Consider the following 16961-nt stretch of genomic DNA (forward strand, 5'->3'; position numbering starts at 1 on the left):
CACTTATCACATTATAGATTGCAATGCTGGCATCTTTAAGCCTTCTCCCAAAGGCAAACTTAGCGTTAGGCAGAGGTATAGCGTAGATATCACCCAATTTTATTCGTTTACGTCTCGTATTTTTCACGGTTTTCCAAACTCCTTCGTTGCGGCTTTAATATACTTACTGTACTTCTTATTTTTTGGAGCAATTCCATTATACGATGTGAACTGCACCCCAATTGTTAGACCAGCTAGCAATTGGAGGTGCAGTTCAATTGTGTCAGCTGCTTTCTTAGTTGTATTAAGCTAACGTTTCTACGTTAGTTTAATCCCAGTTCTTTTTTGATTTCGGCCAATTCTCATGATAACTTATCGAAAAGAATTTTGTTCTTTATATTCGACCTATCTCTGAAATTGCTCTTTCCTAAGAAGGCCATATATGTGCTTGCGAGGTTCTTCTTGATCTTCTCTTCGATTTCACCTTGTTGGTATTCATAATCAAAAAAGCTATCCATCGTTTTTCGAGCGCGGTCATTAAATCCAAAGTACTCCATACCTAGTGATAATAAATCAGTACAATCTAACGCGTCATTATAAAACGCCTTTTTGGACTTCCTTTTCATGCTATCCTGCCCGTTAGCTTAATGAATTAACGAGGAAAAGAACCGTTTAGTTTTATGCCTAATCGGTAATCGGACTATGTTCTTGTCCATTCCGGCAATCTGTACAAGTTCTTGTCCTTGACTCGGGACACGAACTTGTACAGATAAAATAAAAAAGCCGCTAAATTAGCGACTTCAATGGGACTATGTTCTTGTCCCTCGACATTTTTCTGTTTCCCTTTCTTCGAGAGTTTAATTTAATATTGAAAGCAGCTAGTTTGGATTGCCTAACGGGCTAGCGACTTGCATTGGCAATATTTACTCATTCGAGATTTACTCCATCCAAACATTCCTGCACTAGCCGGAACCTGCCTGCTATTCGTAGCGAACCCCCAATTAATGAAAGTCGAGAAACGGTACAAGCAAAAATACACCCCCCAGAATTTCATCGGCTAAACTCAGGGGTTTTTCCAATGTCTATTCTAGGGGGTGCACTTCATTTTCGAATGATGAAACTAAATTCTTCATCTTTTTCTTGCGACATTCTTGATCTCTAAAACTGGCGTTTTTTTGTTTAGCGCGCTTCATGCATTCGTTGTAGTAGCTTCTCCCCTCCCATTTTATATGTAGCATCAATGTTTAATTGTCTATTCCATCAAATCTGTTACTGCACCTCTTGAAGCAGAGGAAACTAATTTAGCATATTTGGCAAGTACACCGGATTTCACTTTCAGTGGCGGTTGTACCCAAGCTTGCGCTCGAGCGGCCAACTCTTCTTCTGGCACTTCAACCTTAATTTCCTGAATGTCGCTATCAATGGTGATAATATCTCCATTTTGGAGCAAAGAGATCGGTCCACCTACTTGTGCCTCAGGGGATACATGGCCGACTACAAATCCATGCGAGCCACCCGAGAACCTACCATCTGTTATGAGAGCAACTTTCCCCCCGAGACCTTTTCCTACAATGAGTGCTGTAACGGAAAGCATCTCAGGCATACCTGGTCCACCCTTCGGTCCACAATAGCGTATGACCAATACGTCCCCTTCTTGAATTTCATCATTCATGATCGCTTCTGTCGCTTCATCTTCGCTATCGTACACCTTTGTCGGCCCGGAAAACTGTTGTATCTTCATGCCTGACATTTTGGCAACAGCGCCTTCAGGAGCTAGGTTTCCTCGAAGCACAACCAGTGGTCCATTTGGTTTAAGCGGATTATTGAGTGGACGTATAATCTCTTGATCATTCTGAAGTGGAGTAGCTTCCGCTAAATTCTCCGCCAACGTTTTACCAGTTACGGTGAGGCAATCCCCATGAAGTAATCCCTCAGCGAGCAATAGCTTCATTACCCCGGAAACACCACCAATATCATTCAAATCCTGCATGACATACTGACCACTTGGCTTCAGATCTGCCAAATGAGGAACACGCAAGCGAATTCGTTCAAAATCATCCAAGGTTAAATCCACTTCTACGGAGTGCGCAATAGCTAGCAGATGGAGAAATGCGTTGGTTGATCCCCCTAGAGCCATAACAACGGTGATCGCATTCTCAAATGCTTTCTTCGTCATAATGTCTCTTGGGTAGATTTCCTGTTCAAGAAGTGAGATGACCTGCTTACCGGCTGCTTCGCATTCCAATGCTTTATCCGCTGAGATAGCTGATGTCGAAGAAGAACCAGGCAAACACATACCCATTGCTTCTGCAGCTGCGGCCATCGTATTAGCGGTATACATCCCCCCACAAGCCCCTGGACCTGGACAAACACTGCATTCGACCTTATGCAATTGTTCATCTGTTATTTTTCCATCTTGATATTGCCCAACGGCTTCAAAAGCTGAAACGATATCCACTTTTTTACCGTCGAGATTACCAGGTTGAATGGTTCCTCCATATACATAAACAGAAGGAATATTCATCCGTCCAATAGCCATCAAACATGCAGGCGTATTCTTGTCACACCCACCGATTGCAACAACGCCGTCAAAACGCTCGGCTCCGGTCACAATTTCAATCGAATCAGCTATAGCTTCCCGACTTGGTAGCGAGAACAACATCCCGCCATGCCCCATCGAGATCCCATCAGAAACGGTAATCGTATTAAAAATTAGTGGAGCACCGCCGTTATTACGTGCGCCCCGCTTAGCTTGCACCGCTAAATCATTGATGTGCATATTACACGGTGTTACTTCACTCCACGTACTTGCTATTCCGATCATTGGCTTTTTAAAATCCTCATCTTGAAATCCAACTGCACGCAGCATCGCTCTGTTCGGTACCCGGTTAGCACCTTCACTGATTACCTTGCTTCGAATGCGAAGATCTTTTTTATTTTCCATGTTTCTTCCCTCATTTCAAAGTATTTCGTTCAGTTCCTGCATCGGTCGAATAAAATTTTGTTTCATTAAATTATGGGCATCGTTGCTATTTTTGCCTTCAAAAGCTTTAATAATCTGATCATGTTCTTCAACTGAAGCTAGTGTAGCCGTAATAGGTTGTTTTAAAAATACGTATTTAAATCGCCTAATGTGAATCTGAAGAGATGTATTAAATGTAGCTACATAAGGATTATCTGAGAGCTCCACAATATAATTATGAAATTGCTCATCCACCTCCATAGCCTGATAAACTTGTCCATTTTTAATAGAACTTGCGAATTCCAAATTTATGGATCTTAGTTTCTCGATCTGTTCTGGAACAATAGTTTGGGCGGTGATTTCAGCAGCTAAGGCCTGAAGAGCAGCCATCGTTGAATACATCTTAAAAATATCGTTTTTCTCAATATTCGTTACTTTTGTTTCTTTTCCTGGATGCATGGACACGAGGCCTTGAACTTCGAGTAACTGAAATGCCTCCCGAATCGGTGTCCGGCTGACTCCAAGCGATTCAGCCATTTCCGCATCAATAAGCTTTTCACCTGGTTGCAGTGTTCCATCAATGATCCATCGCTGAATCTGAGAAAACGCTCTTTCTTTTGCGGACATACGGACTGGTAAGGAAAAATCTTTAGGTATTGGCATTGTTTTCATCCTCAATACAATTATTCTTATATGCAATATATCGCATACACGATCGAGAAGCAATTATTATTTCATTTACGCGCTCAATTAAGTTTATCCAGATAACTACCTGTTTCTATTGAGAGTCTGAGACAAAAAAGAGAACTATAATTTAAGAGTCTTTCTTTGAGAAATGTTACATTAGTAATATATTTTAATGTGAATGTTCTTATATAAAATTATTTGCTACTAATGAGGGCTTATGTACTTTTTACTTAAGTACACATCTAATCGGCAATCGGACGATGTTCTTGTCCATTACGGTAATCGGTACAAGTTCTTGTCCTTGGCTTGGGACAAGAAATTGGTTCCTTAAATCAAATAAGCCGCTAAAATAGCGACTTTGAATGGAACAATGTTTGTGTCCCGCGACATTTGGTGATTCTATAATCTTGCCTTCTGGTCATCAGTAAGTTATATTTTCGGATAGTTGAACACCTACCGTCAGCTCAACGACTTGAGCATACTCGATGTGTCGTTTTCTCAAGGATTTGTAAGTGCTATTCTAAAACCAAGATCATCTATTTTAAAATTGGGCATGCTTTTCCTTCTACTCGTAGAACCACAATTGTTCTCCACTTCAGCCCAACTGCCTCCCCTGAAAACTCTATAGTTCCCATATCGTTCAGCATCATATAGATCCCAGCACCATTCCCAGACGTTACCGATCAAGTCATAAAGTCCCCATGGATTAGGAAGCAACTGTCCTACTTTATGAACAGATCCATTGGAATTTCCTTGATACCATGCAATATGATCAATTCTTGCATAACGATATCCCGTTGATCCTGCTTTACACGCATACTGCCATTCAGCGTCTGACAGTAATCGAAATCCATTCGCTATTTTGTTAAATATTGTGTTCTCACTTTCGTTTGTAACTGTGTAACATTCCATCCTGCCAAGCTTTCTCGATAACTCATTACAGAAAGTAATAGCATCCATCCACGAAACTTCCGTAATTGGCAGCTTACTCACAATCGGCTCTATTTCTTCTTCATGCATGACAAAATGATATAACTGCTGTGTTACTGGATACTTCATTACATGGAATGGCTCTATAGCTTCAGTCCACGTTATAGTCTTTTTACTACTTCCTGGGTTAGATAAAGTGTAATCAGTGCTAAGCCATTTATCTGTATTAAGAAAATCGCGTAGTTCAATTGATCCGCCTTCTATGGGTACCATCAAATCCATTATTTCTTTTAGAAAACGTGCCTTGTCACTTCCGTACTTTTCCATATCTTATCCCCCCCCCATTCTAACTTACCGCCAACCAAATTCGACCCCAAAACTGTATTATCCTGCTTAATAGTTGCTAACGACGATAAACTCGTCGATACTTTTAGTGTGGTTCACCGCGTCTAATCTTGAAAGTATCCTATCCGTTAGTTGAATAAAGCAACCAATCACAATGATCGGCTGCTTTTTTTGTTTTATTGAGCTAATGTTTCCCGTTAGCTTAGTCCACAATAGCTAAAGGTGTTTGGTACAGTTATATAATTGGCATGCCCACTTGTTGTTAGTGTATGTAAGAATGGTTATAGAAGTATTATCTATATACGTTTTTTGGAAATGTTGCGGCAAAAGATGTTGTAATGACAGCCCAATCCATGCTCCATGCTCCATGACTTATAACTAATATTCTTTTATCAACATATTCTTTAATCAGTTTTTCGAGAAAAGTTAGACCTCGCTTTGCGACCATTTTGAAATCTTCTATACCAAGATTTTGCTCACGCCAATTTGCTCCCCAACGAGTGATACGCTCTTCCTCGGTGGTGCCCTCAATTAGGCCGCAATTAATCTCTCTAATACGTTCATCATTGAATACGGGTACTCCTAAACATTGCTGAATGATTTCGGCAGTTTGCCTAGCTCTCGTTAGATTACTGGAGAATATAACATCCCATTCTTCGCTTGAAAGTCTTTTTGCCAGTGCAGTTGCTTGCGCTATTCCTTCTTCGTTTAGCGGTATATCAGATATTCCTTGAGCCTTGCTAAGATTATTCCATTCAGTAACCCCATGTCTAATAAGACCTATTGTGGTCGCCATACCTGCCCCCTTAATGACTAAAATTTCCCCATCATTGCCTAAACAAATAGTACCACATATTGGAACTATACTGCCCGTTAGTTTAATGAATTGAAGGGCAAGATGACGATTAGATACAGGCCTAATCGGTAATCGGACTATATTCTTGTCCTTTCCGACAATCGGTACAAGTTCTTGTCCTTGGCTCGGGACAAGAACTTGTACCGATAAAATAAAAAGCCGCTAAAATAGCGACTTCAATGAGACCATGTTCTTGTCCCTCGACAGCAATATTACGGTTGAACGCAAAGACCGCTTCTCTGGCTTTCTCAAAAACTCCATCGCTCTTCCTGCATGATCTCGCTCGATGACCTTGTATACACATGACCTTGTATACACGGGACGGTGGATAGGAAGAAAGGATGGGATCGTCCTTCCATAAGGAACCATCGATGGGCATTCTGGAATGGACACCAACCTCCTTCCAATGCTGTTCTACGTCCGCAGGCTTTTGAATGCCTTCCAGCCCTTAGTTTCGGGCTAGATGTTTTTGTTTGTCAGTAAAAAGTATTTTCGTATAACTTCCCCGTATGCGCATCAAGCACTTCGGGCGTCCGCTCGTGCTCGCTACCAATCATTCGATACACTAGTTCGTACGGTGCCTCTTCCGCCCTAGCATTGTGCATCCGTTCCCATTGCAGACGCAGCTTGGCCTGTGCCGTCCATCGGAGGATGGCTGTCTGGTAATCAAATGAGGGCACGGTCTCCAGCTTCTTTAACTGTTCTGGCCTTATGGAGGGGGACATCAAACTTTTGACCCTCCCATTAGAGCGGTCAACAGCTAGTTGATAGCATTCATCCCTGACAGATACGTCTTGAACATATACACCAAAGCGAATGATTTCCAAACGATCTTCGTCGTCGGTCTCTTCAGTTAGAAGCTTGAGATACGGCAACATTTCAGCTGCTAGTCCTCGGACATAGTCCATAGCTACTTCTAGACATGCGTCTCGATCCCAGGTTAATGGAGCTAGTTGATCTGGCTTACCATGCGAAACAAAGTCAATCAGTTGTCCGGTTTGGCTGTCTACTCGCGCCTTGACCGCTCCCTCCATCTGATCAGCCCAATAGGCCTTCCAAGACCGGTCATTCTTGGCTGGACGCTCTTCATTCTGTTGCTTCCACACCATCAACTTGGTGTTCGAGCCAATATTGTCGTCTTGTACTAACTGAAATTGGTCGTTGTTTACACCAATCCACTCTTCTAGGCTTCGTGCGGGCGGGAACTCACCTGGCCACTCGTCCAGAGTTCTTGGGTCAGAGGGGACAGCTTCTGCCCTATAGGCTGTCGGAACTTCCTCCTGTGATGATGCAGTATAGATTAGCCCTCTACTTCGGGGGGCGTAAACAAGATGGACCTGATCGTCACCATCCGTGTACACGGCTTTGTCCAATACGCAATATTCCACATGTAGCAAAAAATTCGCCTTCATACACGCCATCTGTTCCTCTTCTGGTGTGATCATGGTTGGGAGTGCTGGCCCTGGAACGGTTCCATAGTACCTAAATCCGACCACGCGACCGCTGGGATGAACCATAATCAGGCATCCCGTCTCAGGAAGCGGCAGCCCCATCGCCTTCTGCTGTCGTGTGTACACAAACATCCCTTCCATCCACTCCATCTCACAATACGGAAAATCACGCAGTGCGCCGGGATAATGATCTTCCAGGAATTGCTCTGCCTGCTGTTTGAGCTCCTCCTCAGATATCCGTGTCTCGTTGTCCAATGAGGCCCAGGAAATGGCATAGTCTAGCAAGTTGCCGTCCCTGGAGAGCGTGGCAGAAACGGCGTCATCACTCCCCGTTTTAACCCATAAGAATCCCGCTTCTCCCTTCCCTGTTCCCCTCCTGGTGTTCTCTTGATAGTCATTGACGATCAGATCATAATCCGGTGAAACGGCAAACTGGTGCTCTGCCTGTTGTCTTAACTGCAGGCGTAATGTATCCAGGTCTCGTTCGAGAAAATCTTGAGCCATTTCGTTGCGCAAATGTTCCAGCCCCTTCCGTAATTGTGTTTTTACAGTACCTAATGGCATATCCAGGAGATGGGCGATTTGCTGCTGGGTCAGGTCCTTCTTATATTTTAAGAACAGGAGCTGACGCAGCTTCGGATTCAGACTGGCCAATGCACGCTCCAGATCCAGGGTTTGATCGATATCATTAACGACCAATGGCTCTTGCGCCTGCGGGTCTTCGCTCAGGTGAACACGCTTGGATTTCTTCAAATGATTGAGCGCCCGGTTCACCACAATTCTGGTAAGCCAGCTCTCAAACGCTTCGGCTTGCTGCAGCGTTTGCAGTGACTCATAAGCCTTAACCAGGGCATCCTGAACGATATCCTCCGCATCTTTGGACTCCCGTACATAATGGCGAGCCACTCGGTGCAGCTTATCCGTTCGATCCTTTATAAGAGAAACGAAGGCATCGTGATCTCCGTTTTGTGCGGCGTTGATTTGTTGCTGTGCATCGATCATTGTCGTTCACCTCCTGTTATATAGACAGCTAACTCGGGGGTTTGGATTTAATTAATGTAACATTATTCTTATAGTTGTTCCCAAATAAGTGCATATGCTGATTATTTAGATATACACCTAATCGGCAATCGGTACAAGTTCTTATCCTTAGCTTGGGACAAGAACTTGTACCGATAAAATAAAAAAGCCGCTAAAATAGCGACTTCAATGGGAATATGTTCTTGTCCCTCGACAATTCATTTTGGAATGGGCTGGAAAAATATTGATTCTCGTGATGTCAGGGCATCCTGTGGTCGATCGATCAGCATGGGCCAGTACCTTTAGCTCTTTCACTTCATCAGTCCAATTATAAAGGTGAACATGAGTTGTGGCTGGATCTTTGTGGGCAGATTTCCAGTGCTCGCTTCGTTGAGCCCCTTTACTGCCCATTAGCCCTTTCATCTCTGCTGTACCTTCTTCCAACAGAATTACCCGTTTTGTCGTAACAACCCCGCGCATAACTTCATCGTCGAACGAATTGAATACAGTCAACGTGATAGATCTACGAAAACATGTTACATGCAATTTTAGTCAGCTATTTAAAAGCTCGACTTATTTTAAATTTCAGAATAATCTTGTAATTCTCTCGATCTTCAGATGAAGAGAATTGTCCTATCATCCGATGCATAACTTTTTCTATGATTTTTTCACCTAATTTATAACTTTCTACAGATTCATTATTTATTTTTAATTTGTTTTCTACACAAATCACAAAATGATGATCTTCTATATAAGTAAATAAATTAATTTTTTGCTCTCGATCTGCATATTTTAGTATGTTCGACAGAAAATTATCAAATACACGTCCAATATTTTCCATGTCCACAATAATTATGACATCCGTTGGGGAGGCATTTACAAGCACCTGAAATCCTTCCGCTCGAAGTACAGCTGTAATATCTGACAATACATCATGAATTGATTCCCGAACTGAAAGGGTTACTAAGTCTGCCTCCCTCTCTTTATCTAATAAAAAGTATGAAAACAGATCGTCTGTACGATTCTTAAGTTGGAGAGCCTTTTGATACGCACTCTCGATTTGATACCTTGTTTCTACACATAAATCTTCTGGTGTATTACGGGCAAACTCTAAATACATGATGAGAGATGTCAGTGGCGTACGCATATCGTGAGACATTTCGGTTGCAAGATTTCTACTCTCATTTTGCAAATTTTCTATCCTTTCTAACCTGCCTAAAAATGCTTTACGTAGTTCCTCTATACTTTCCGCAATCATCGCCAATTCATCATACCCTCGTACCGTTATAGAATAGTCTAATGAGCCGCCTTCAAGGATATGAATTTCATTATTAATTGTGCGTAAATATTTGATCCCTCTACGTATTCCAAATAAAACAATGGTTATAAATAACATTGCGGACAGCAATATTTCAAGCATGTAGGCCACATTATAGTAGTGAGAAAAATAAAATCCATAGATTGAAACGTTACCTGTCCCATCCTTAAATTTTACTGGGTAAGAGTTCCGTCGATCATAATCAGTTTCAGGCTGACTTCCATATGCTCCTTCGTCATCAGCATGGTACAAGGAATCATATTGAAGCACCTGGTTCTGAAATACGTATAAAAATAAATTACTCTTCTGACTTTTAATCCAGTCTGAAAACGCAATACGATCTGTCGTTGACAGATCGTTTGCTGAAACATATTCTGAAAATTTTTGGACGTAAACTTGAGATTCGGACTTTAAACGCTCATCAGAAGTAAAATAATGATCCATAACCCGATTGCTTATGGACTGCAAAAGTAAAAAACAAAGAACACTTATGGTGAGAGCAATAATTATTAAAACAGTCAACTTTTTAGTTATAGTAAGTTTATGAGTGGCCAAAACGGTAACCTCTTCCCCATTCCGTTAAGATATACGCTGGTTTTGCTGGATCTTCTTCGATTTTCAATCGTAATTTTCGGATGTGTACTACTACCGTATTATTTGAACTGTAGAAATAAGGTTCCTTCCAAATACTCTCATAAATATTTTGGGCAGAGAAAATTTTATTTCTTCTGGTCATCAACAGTTTAAGTAGACCGTACTCCAGATCGGAAAGCTCAATCTTCTGACTGCCTTTCCATACATCGTTAAATTGTTCACTTACTTTTAAGCGTCCCCCGATAAGAAATGTTTCGCCATAATCCTTTTTATCCTGATAAATCGTATACCTACGCAACAAAGCAATAACTCTTGCCAGAAGCTCCTGTACAGAAAAAGGTTTAGTTAAGTAATCATCTCCACCAGCAAGCAAACCTTCCGTTTTGTCCAAAGTTCCGGATTTAGCAGTTAGAAAAAGAATAGGAACATTGTATCGTTCTCTGATTCGTATACAAGCCTCCAGTCCGTTTATTCCAGGCATCATAATATCCAGAATCACCAAATCCAATGACTCATTTACTAATTCAATTCCCTGTTCTCCATCTTTAGCTGTTGTTACTTCATAACCTTCACGGACAAGAGACATACGTAGCAGATCACGAATTTCCTGATCATCTTCAACCACTAAAATCCGGCTTGTCATAGTTCACCTCATACTTGATTTAACTTTTAGCTATCCGTGCGGAGCAATGGCTGTGTACTGCAACGGAAAGCTCCGCCGAAAGAACGAGAAATTTCGTAATCAACATATTCTACTTTGATTCCTCTTTTCTCAAGCTCTTTTCCAATTGTATTTTTGAATGCAATGTCCGTAACATATACTTTGCTACTGATTGGCAATCCATTTACTGCCAAATCTTGAGCATCCTTGTAACTCACTTCGATTTTGTCCCAATTTTTAAGTTCTTCTGGGAGCCCATTGGCTAACGAATCCATGCTAACAATCATTAATCCATCTCTTACAAAACTGATAGCACAATCCAGGTGCAATGTGCCAGGCTCTAGCTTCACCTCAACCACCTTATAACCTGATGGTGTCAAATAGTTTCTGAGCCAATCAATACCGGCTTTGTTTGAAGCTAGACCAGAATTACCGACGAACACAGTCTTTCCATACACGAGGATATCTCCACCTTCAAGGTAAGGACCGGTAGCAGAGTTGATTCCTTTAGAAACGTCTGGTTGTGGGACAGCTACATGCGGAACGTTATTTTGGGCTGCTTCCTTATCCAGAATACTTCTAACAGGTAAAACCTCAAGTCTCCGGTAAGCCGATTTAAATGAACCTTCAATTAGATGATTTCCGATTGTGAAGAATGGATCTCTGACAAAGAAATTAGTTACTCCTTCCCCACCTGTAATGCCATCTTTCACAGCCCCTAGTTGTTTTTCCTTTTCAGTTAAAAGGCGTGGACGTTGAACCTCAACCCCGTATTTTTCAAGAACCTTTTTAAGGTCTTCACGCTCTTTCTCCCACTTTTTCTGTGCCTCTGCCGGATCCGTATTCATTATAGACATGCCTCCTTCAGGCATAGGCATGTCTCCTTCTGGAAAATCATCAAAATTGAAGTGCATAAAAGCTTCAGATTGTGTCAATACAACTCTTTTTAGCGTGGCGAATTCACTCTCTACATATACATTGTTTTTCTCACTTTTTGTAGTCACAGTTCCATTCACTTCCGTAACTCTATTAACTTTAGACACACCAGTCGCCCCTGCCACTGGTAATATGCTAGTTACCAGTACAAGTGATAATGCTGTTGATCCAACCCACTTCAAACTCTTTTTTTTCATATTAATGCCCTCCTAATAATTTGTTTTAATGCTTACAGTTTGAATTATAGAGAGCAATTCTTAACAGTTTATGAAGGCATACTATTTTAATTTAAACTCCTTCCCTTAAGGTCTGACAAGAGATCTTTAAATGAATCACATCTTCTTCCATCAAAAACTTAGATACCCGCTTCTCCATGTTTTGGCTCACGCAGTTTAATAGAAGGATTGCTAGATAGATAGGTTTCTTCATATGTAAAGCAAAATAAGGAACGTACAAAACGGATACGGTGCCCTAGGCTGCTTGGTTTTAGACGATCAGATTGCTTTGCTAAGTATTCCTTCAGGAGATTTAGAGTTACTCCCGAAATATCTACAATCCCTTGATCAGAAACCAACATCTTGAGTTGTAAAGCATACGCACACAATGTATTCAGGCTCAACCCTTGAATTCGTTTATCTGCCTCATAATGATTCCAAAGTTCACTTAAATTCATAATAAAACCTCCTATTAAGAGCAATTAATTTTAGTTTGCTTCAAATAGAAGATTTTAATTTGGGGCTATTTAACTAAAGTTTCCCGTTAGTTGATTAATGATCTAACCCTTGCCCCCTTTAGAAACACCACGGAAAAATTCATCTTGAATATTAACTTTAAATACTACTGAACGTTGTTCTTTAACTGTCATCTCAATAAATTGTCTCTTATTCATCATATTATGCAATGTTTCCCCTCCCTTTTAGAGATAAAGTATTCTATATAAAGGAACCAAGTTCTTGTCCCGCGACAAATAATAACTAACAGTTCAACGGCAAGTTTAAAGGCCATCCTCCTTTGTGGGATGGCCCTTCCTGTACATATTCCTCCATTAATAATACTGCCTTATAGGTTTTGTTAGCATTATTCAAATTATAACTGGCTGGAAGATTACTTGGGTCCTTCAGTAAAGCAGAACTAATGTCTAAAGTGCCTTGTTTATCCCTTTGTTGTTTAGAACACTAAGGAGATGTAAGCATCTCTTCAGCAATTTTGACCAGATCCTTTTTACCTAAATTGCTGTCCCCATTATTGGATATTTCATACAACAAATGATTGTGATCGTCCCTCCATCCAATCCGATGGTAAGGAACGGAATTAGTTTCCCTATCCTTAATATCGGATTGAATATAATAGACCTCATTACCTTGGATGTTCAGCTTCTCCGATTTAGCGTGATCGTCCTGGAATATGGTCACTTTGGAGTCGGGGAATATTCTTGTTGCCATTACAGTTACAACGTTCTTCCCCTTGACATAGCGTGCCAAAGAGAAATCAGCCTTGTTCCAATTCAGTTTTTGAATATAGACCCGTTGCCCATCCGAAGAAGATTCAGCTTGTCTTCTAAGGTCGTCTGTTAACTTCAGGTAAGCAGCATCTGCGAGATGGTTTGTATACAGATCGGCAGGATAAACGTATCCGTAATCAAACTGGTACCCTTGAGGAAGTTGCGTTATTGATTTTAAAACTGGAGCTTGCGTCCGTGTAATTTCAGCTTGCAAACTGCTGAAATTTGAATACTCGATCCACTTATATTCAAATTTTACGGGGGTTAATTTATCCGCGTTGTTAATTAACTCATCTTTGACATAATAGGCTACATAATCCCCAGGTTGCAATTGTTCTTTAATCTGATTTGTGTAAAAGCCCAGTCTTTTTGTGTAATTGGTAACAAAGTCAGTAGGCTCTTTTGCGGCGGCAGTGTTTAGTACCACCTCTCCTTTATTGTTAAGGAATTCAATATATTGCGAGGCCGCATACCCTGTCACTGATACTCCAAGAACGAACATTGCGGTTAGCCCGGGAACCACGAATCTTTGACGAACTCGTGCTCTGGCATGCAAGCCTCTCTTGTGAACTGCCAGCTTATGGACCCGAGTCATGACTTTGTCAGTGACATCAAAATTCTGAAACTCCTCTTGGATCAAGAGATCCATTTCTTTCAGATTTTCGTTTTGAGAAGTACGTTGTAATTTTGGCATAGTTCTTCCTCCTTTGGTTTCATCCATTTTTTGAGTTTGATTTTGGTTCTAGCAAACTTTTTCTTGACGGCATCGGGACTTTTATTCAAAATTTCAGCTATTTCTACAAACGATTTTTCTTCAAAAACGCGCAGAATCAGTAGGTTCCGTTCAACCACATTTAGTTTTTCAAGCGCCCGGCTTAGTGGTTCGTTAAAGAGTTGGTTATCCAGCATCTCTGCAGGACTAATGGCAGATTGATCTTGAGCCATTAGTCTGAACTTCCATTTCTGTTGCATTTTTTTTCGACGGATTATGTTTATGCAGTGATGATAGGCTATTTTGTAGAGCCAGGCGGAGAAATTCACCTCAGGTTTATAAAGATCTATTTTCTCATAGGCTTTAACCAGAACGTCTTGAACAGCATCCTCGGCTTCCTGTTTGTTTGAAATAAGTCTCCAGCAATACATAAATATCTGTTTTTGGTATTTTTGAACGATATAAACGTAGTCCTGAATTTCGCCCGCTTGTACTCTTTTAATTCTGTATTCGGTTTCCTCATCCATGTTTCTTTAAGGCACCTCCCAGGTATTCGCGATGAAGTTTATATATGTATAACAAACGAGGTAGTTCTAAAGGGACATTTTTTTAGAAAAGTCTCTAAATTGTTGTTCAACCATATCCTCCTTATTTGTTTGTGATACAGAATCGGTCTGGTTAATAGGTCTCAGATTATTGACAACAGTACCAATCAAAACCCAAACACTGTAAGAGCAAATTCAACATCTAATGTTTCAATAATAGAGCGTTAGAATCTCTGCTTTTATAGAGCGCGGCTAAAACTCTAGCTTGCCTAAAATTAATAAATAATGGGATTTTGTTTAACCAAGCTTGAATCACAGTATTTTCCTGACAATAGCCGTTTAAGAAGTTGCAATAGTAACGCTTTGCAATTTCCTTCCTTACATATCCAGACACAACCCAAGGAATAGGGATTTCATAGAATAAAGGAGTAGCAATATCAGAAACAAACCAGTTATATTCCGCACGGAGCAAAATTTCGGCATTCCGCAGTAGCATTGTCAGGAGTATCCAGCATAAACAGATGATATCCCACCACATCATATTTTTTGCTAATGGCGGTTATGGCATCAAAATTGGGATGAACCTCATTCAAGAGCTTTCTACTGCGGATCGGAATCAAAATGTCCCGCAGCCCCGTCGAAACAATCTGGATCGGTTCTTACTACTGTATTTTTTCATCAGCTGCCTGATCTTTGGCTCTGCCAAAAACAGCAGACCGATCTTCCATCGCGCTACTCGCTTGAATCGTTAACTTCTCAACGGGTCTTACTCGTGTTTCTTACCCCGGATTCTCAGCTTATTCGGCAGCTAAGGGTGCAGTGGAAATTCTAAGCATCTATATGGCAAAAGAGCTCGGTCACCGCGGTATCACTGTGAATACGATTGCCCCTGGTGCAATCGAAACCGATTTTTTAGGCGGCGCTGTACGTGATACGCCATCTTACAATGATGCGTTTGCTTCAATGGTTCCCCTTGGTCGTGTGGGTGTACCTGACGACATTGGTCCCGCAGTTGCCAGCCTACTCGATCCTGATAATCGCTGGGTGAATGCACAGAGAATCGAGATCTCAGGTGGTCAAAACATTTAATTTTTCATAGGAATACAATGATATTCCGTGACTTTTTGTAAATTCGCTTTCTTTACGCAATATGATTTCCAATACTAAACTATTTAGGTAATAATCTAATCGGGAATGCTACAATATTCTTTTACCTCTTCATCGGAGGACTAAGAAGAAGCCGATCACAATGATCGGCTTCTTTTCTGTTCTTATTGTGCTATTACTTCCCATAAGTATAAAAAACACATTTTAAAGCAGAATACGATCATTTGCTCCCTCTCTCGGCTGTAGCTCATTCATTGTAAAAAGCGAATAACTCCTTATTTTGATCAGATCAGCCTGTTCATGATTAATTGCATGGCCTGAATCAGGGATGATTTGTAGTTCATCTGGTTGTCTTATAGCTTTTGGATAGTTCGACAATCTATCATATTTACCGATCAGGAACAATTTGTCGTGAATCCATTTCCGATTTGATACCATTTTGACTTAAAAATTTTATTAAATCATTACTCAGCTGCACAATCTCATTGTTAGCATGATTCGCATAATCCGGCAACATCATATCTCTAACCATTTTAGTTCGTAGCCATGCCATAAAGAAAAGATCCAAAAATAAGTTTGGAAATTTAAGCACCATTTTAAGCATTGGTGGATCAATTGAAACGCCAGCTTTTTGTATTGCCTTGAGATGCGCTTTTAAAGTGACTGTTATTTTGCGTGCCATTTTTCTGGTTCGGGCAGTTTTTTTGTCAATGATCTTATTTTCAGAATGCAAAAAGCTTAACATGGCAATGTCTGATACCGAATGTGTAATTAGATACGCTTGCATATCCTTTTTAATGACGTAAGGAAGCTTTGCAGTTTTTAATATTTTTGCGAGGTTTTTTATACGTTCTGTCACTACACCATTAATTTCTCCGAATGCAGTTGCCGCTATAATCTTTGGTAGAAATCGAGCATGCAATACTCCATCTTTAATCTGTCCACCGAAACCCGGAAAAGCGGGTAATAGTCTATCACCTACGATATCCAGCCACGAAGAAAATCCCATTGAATTACTAGTCATCGTAACTATATTTTTGCTTTGATTATCTTTTAGCGTTAACAACGCTGATTCGGACCGATCATAACGAACGGTAACGAAAATAAAATCGTATATGTCGTCGTTTTGGAGTGTATCAATGACATTCACTTTTATCGATCTAACTGTACCTTTTTCCATATATCGCAGGCCATTTTCTCTTAATGATTTATATCTATCAGAACGGGCAAATAGGGTAACGTCAAACCCTGCTTCTATAAGCTTAATTGCGTACATGCTCCCGATGACACCTGCACCAAAAATTAAAATTCGATCTTGTTTATTTAACATTAAAATCACTCCTACCTATTATCATTT

The 16961-nt window shown here is 40.7% G+C and carries 17 protein-coding genes and 1 pseudogene; 1 reads left to right on the forward strand and 17 read right to left on the reverse strand.

Going from position 1 to position 16961, the window contains the following annotated elements:
* From AC1DE7_RS30680 to AC1DE7_RS30755, 16 genes and pseudogenes are all read right to left on the reverse strand, one after another.
* On the reverse strand, positions 1-127 hold a 127-nt coding region (locus tag AC1DE7_RS30680), incomplete at its 3' end, for an Imm26 family immunity protein (RefSeq protein WP_477535816.1).
* Between the two features lie 1104 nt (positions 128-1231).
* Positions 1232-2923 carry a dihydroxy-acid dehydratase gene (gene ilvD / locus AC1DE7_RS30685; RefSeq protein WP_282321207.1) on the reverse strand — a complete coding sequence of 564 codons (1692 nt, stop codon included), beginning with the start codon at positions 2921-2923 and terminating at the stop codon, positions 1232-1234.
* 15 nt (positions 2924-2938) lie between these two features.
* Complete coding sequence (locus AC1DE7_RS30690) at positions 2939-3604, reverse strand: GntR family transcriptional regulator (RefSeq protein WP_100527506.1); 666 nt, start codon at positions 3602-3604, stop codon at positions 2939-2941.
* A 522-nt stretch (positions 3605-4126) separates the two neighbouring features.
* On the reverse strand, positions 4127-4885 hold the full coding sequence (locus AC1DE7_RS30695) for a formylglycine-generating enzyme family protein (protein WP_127549216.1): 759 nt from the start codon (positions 4883-4885) through the stop codon (positions 4127-4129).
* Between the two features lie 234 nt (positions 4886-5119).
* Positions 5120-5230 carry a hypothetical protein gene (locus tag AC1DE7_RS30700; RefSeq protein ID WP_477535807.1) on the reverse strand — a complete coding sequence of 37 codons (111 nt, stop codon included), beginning with the start codon at positions 5228-5230 and terminating at the stop codon, positions 5120-5122.
* The gene (locus tag AC1DE7_RS30705) at positions 5196-5699 is read right to left on the reverse strand and encodes a histidine phosphatase family protein (protein ID WP_477535808.1); all 504 of its coding nucleotides are present in this window, start codon (positions 5697-5699) and stop codon (positions 5196-5198) included. The genes AC1DE7_RS30700 and AC1DE7_RS30705 overlap by 35 nt, the downstream gene beginning before the upstream one ends.
* Positions 5700-6235: 536 nt before the next feature.
* Complete coding sequence (locus AC1DE7_RS30710) at positions 6236-8212, reverse strand: sigma-70 family RNA polymerase sigma factor (protein ID WP_477535809.1); 1977 nt, start codon at positions 8210-8212, stop codon at positions 6236-6238.
* A 204-nt stretch (positions 8213-8416) separates the two neighbouring features.
* Positions 8417-8743, reverse strand: a complete 327-nt coding sequence (locus AC1DE7_RS30715; protein ID WP_282321211.1) for a hypothetical protein — start codon at positions 8741-8743, stop codon at positions 8417-8419.
* Positions 8744-8786: 43 nt separating this feature from the next.
* Positions 8787-10103, reverse strand: a complete 1317-nt coding sequence (locus AC1DE7_RS30720) for a sensor histidine kinase (protein ID WP_477535810.1) — start codon at positions 10101-10103, stop codon at positions 8787-8789.
* Positions 10090-10785 carry a response regulator transcription factor gene (locus tag AC1DE7_RS30725; protein ID WP_036673666.1) on the reverse strand — a complete coding sequence of 232 codons (696 nt, stop codon included), beginning with the start codon at positions 10783-10785 and terminating at the stop codon, positions 10090-10092. Before AC1DE7_RS30725 ends, AC1DE7_RS30720 begins: the two co-directional genes overlap by 14 nt.
* 26 nt (positions 10786-10811) lie before the next feature.
* A complete protein-coding gene (locus tag AC1DE7_RS30730) occupies positions 10812-11936 on the reverse strand; it encodes a dimethylarginine dimethylaminohydrolase family protein (RefSeq protein ID WP_127549222.1) in 1125 nt (374 codons plus the stop codon).
* Positions 11937-12094: 158 nt separating this feature from the next.
* Positions 12095-12412, reverse strand: a complete 318-nt coding sequence (locus AC1DE7_RS30735) for a hypothetical protein (RefSeq protein WP_477535811.1) — start codon at positions 12410-12412, stop codon at positions 12095-12097.
* Between the two features lie 502 nt (positions 12413-12914).
* Complete coding sequence (locus AC1DE7_RS30740) at positions 12915-13934, reverse strand: DUF4367 domain-containing protein (protein ID WP_477535812.1); 1020 nt, start codon at positions 13932-13934, stop codon at positions 12915-12917.
* Positions 13895-14479: an RNA polymerase sigma factor gene (locus AC1DE7_RS30745; protein ID WP_036673664.1), complete on the reverse strand. Its 585-nt coding sequence runs from the start codon at positions 14477-14479 to the stop codon at positions 13895-13897. The genes AC1DE7_RS30740 and AC1DE7_RS30745 overlap by 40 nt, the downstream gene beginning before the upstream one ends.
* 220 nt (positions 14480-14699) lie before the next feature.
* On the reverse strand, positions 14700-14993 hold the full coding sequence (locus tag AC1DE7_RS30750) for a hypothetical protein (protein ID WP_036673663.1): 294 nt from the start codon (positions 14991-14993) through the stop codon (positions 14700-14702).
* Positions 14962-15153, reverse strand: a pseudogene (locus tag AC1DE7_RS30755) (PhzF family phenazine biosynthesis protein); the annotation flags it as partial. The gene AC1DE7_RS30750 and the pseudogene AC1DE7_RS30755, both read right to left, overlap by 32 nt.
* A gap of 88 nt (positions 15154-15241) precedes the next feature.
* On the opposite strand from AC1DE7_RS30755, the gene AC1DE7_RS30760 reads away from it, so the two are divergent.
* Complete coding sequence (locus tag AC1DE7_RS30760; RefSeq protein WP_235193947.1) at positions 15242-15586, forward strand: SDR family oxidoreductase; 345 nt, start codon at positions 15242-15244, stop codon at positions 15584-15586.
* 406 nt (positions 15587-15992) lie between these two features.
* Here AC1DE7_RS30760 and AC1DE7_RS30765 read toward each other — a convergent pair whose 3' ends face one another.
* Positions 15993-16934 carry a ketopantoate reductase family protein gene (locus AC1DE7_RS30765; protein WP_051449946.1) on the reverse strand — a complete coding sequence of 314 codons (942 nt, stop codon included), beginning with the start codon at positions 16932-16934 and terminating at the stop codon, positions 15993-15995.
* Between the last annotated feature and the right edge of the window lie 27 nt (positions 16935-16961).

Source organism: Paenibacillus sp. 10L310 (assembly GCF_056395745.1).

Coding starts and splice junctions, on each gene's coding strand:
- ilvD (WP_282321207.1), bottom strand. CDS start 2,923: ATGGAAAATAAAAAAGATCTTCGCATTCGAAGCAAGGTAATCAGTGAA.
- AC1DE7_RS30690 (WP_100527506.1), bottom strand. CDS start 3,604: ATGCCAATACCTAAAGATTTTTCCTTACCAGTCCGTATGTCCGCAAAA.
- AC1DE7_RS30695 (WP_127549216.1), bottom strand. CDS start 4,885: ATGGAAAAGTACGGAAGTGACAAGGCACGTTTTCTAAAAGAAATAATG.
- AC1DE7_RS30705 (WP_477535808.1), bottom strand. CDS start 5,699: ATGGCGACCACAATAGGTCTTATTAGACATGGGGTTACTGAATGGAAT.
- AC1DE7_RS30710 (WP_477535809.1), bottom strand. CDS start 8,212: ATGATCGATGCACAGCAACAAATCAACGCCGCACAAAACGGAGATCAC.
- AC1DE7_RS30725 (WP_036673666.1), bottom strand. CDS start 10,785: ATGACAAGCCGGATTTTAGTGGTTGAAGATGATCAGGAAATTCGTGAT.
- AC1DE7_RS30730 (WP_127549222.1), bottom strand. CDS start 11,936: ATGAAAAAAAAGAGTTTGAAGTGGGTTGGATCAACAGCATTATCACTT.
- AC1DE7_RS30735 (WP_477535811.1), bottom strand. CDS start 12,412: ATGAATTTAAGTGAACTTTGGAATCATTATGAGGCAGATAAACGAATT.
- AC1DE7_RS30740 (WP_477535812.1), bottom strand. CDS start 13,934: ATGCCAAAATTACAACGTACTTCTCAAAACGAAAATCTGAAAGAAATG.
- AC1DE7_RS30745 (WP_036673664.1), bottom strand. CDS start 14,479: ATGGATGAGGAAACCGAATACAGAATTAAAAGAGTACAAGCGGGCGAA.
- AC1DE7_RS30750 (WP_036673663.1), bottom strand. CDS start 14,993: ATGCTACTGCGGAATGCCGAAATTTTGCTCCGTGCGGAATATAACTGG.
- AC1DE7_RS30765 (WP_051449946.1), bottom strand. CDS start 16,934: ATGTTAAATAAACAAGATCGAATTTTAATTTTTGGTGCAGGTGTCATC.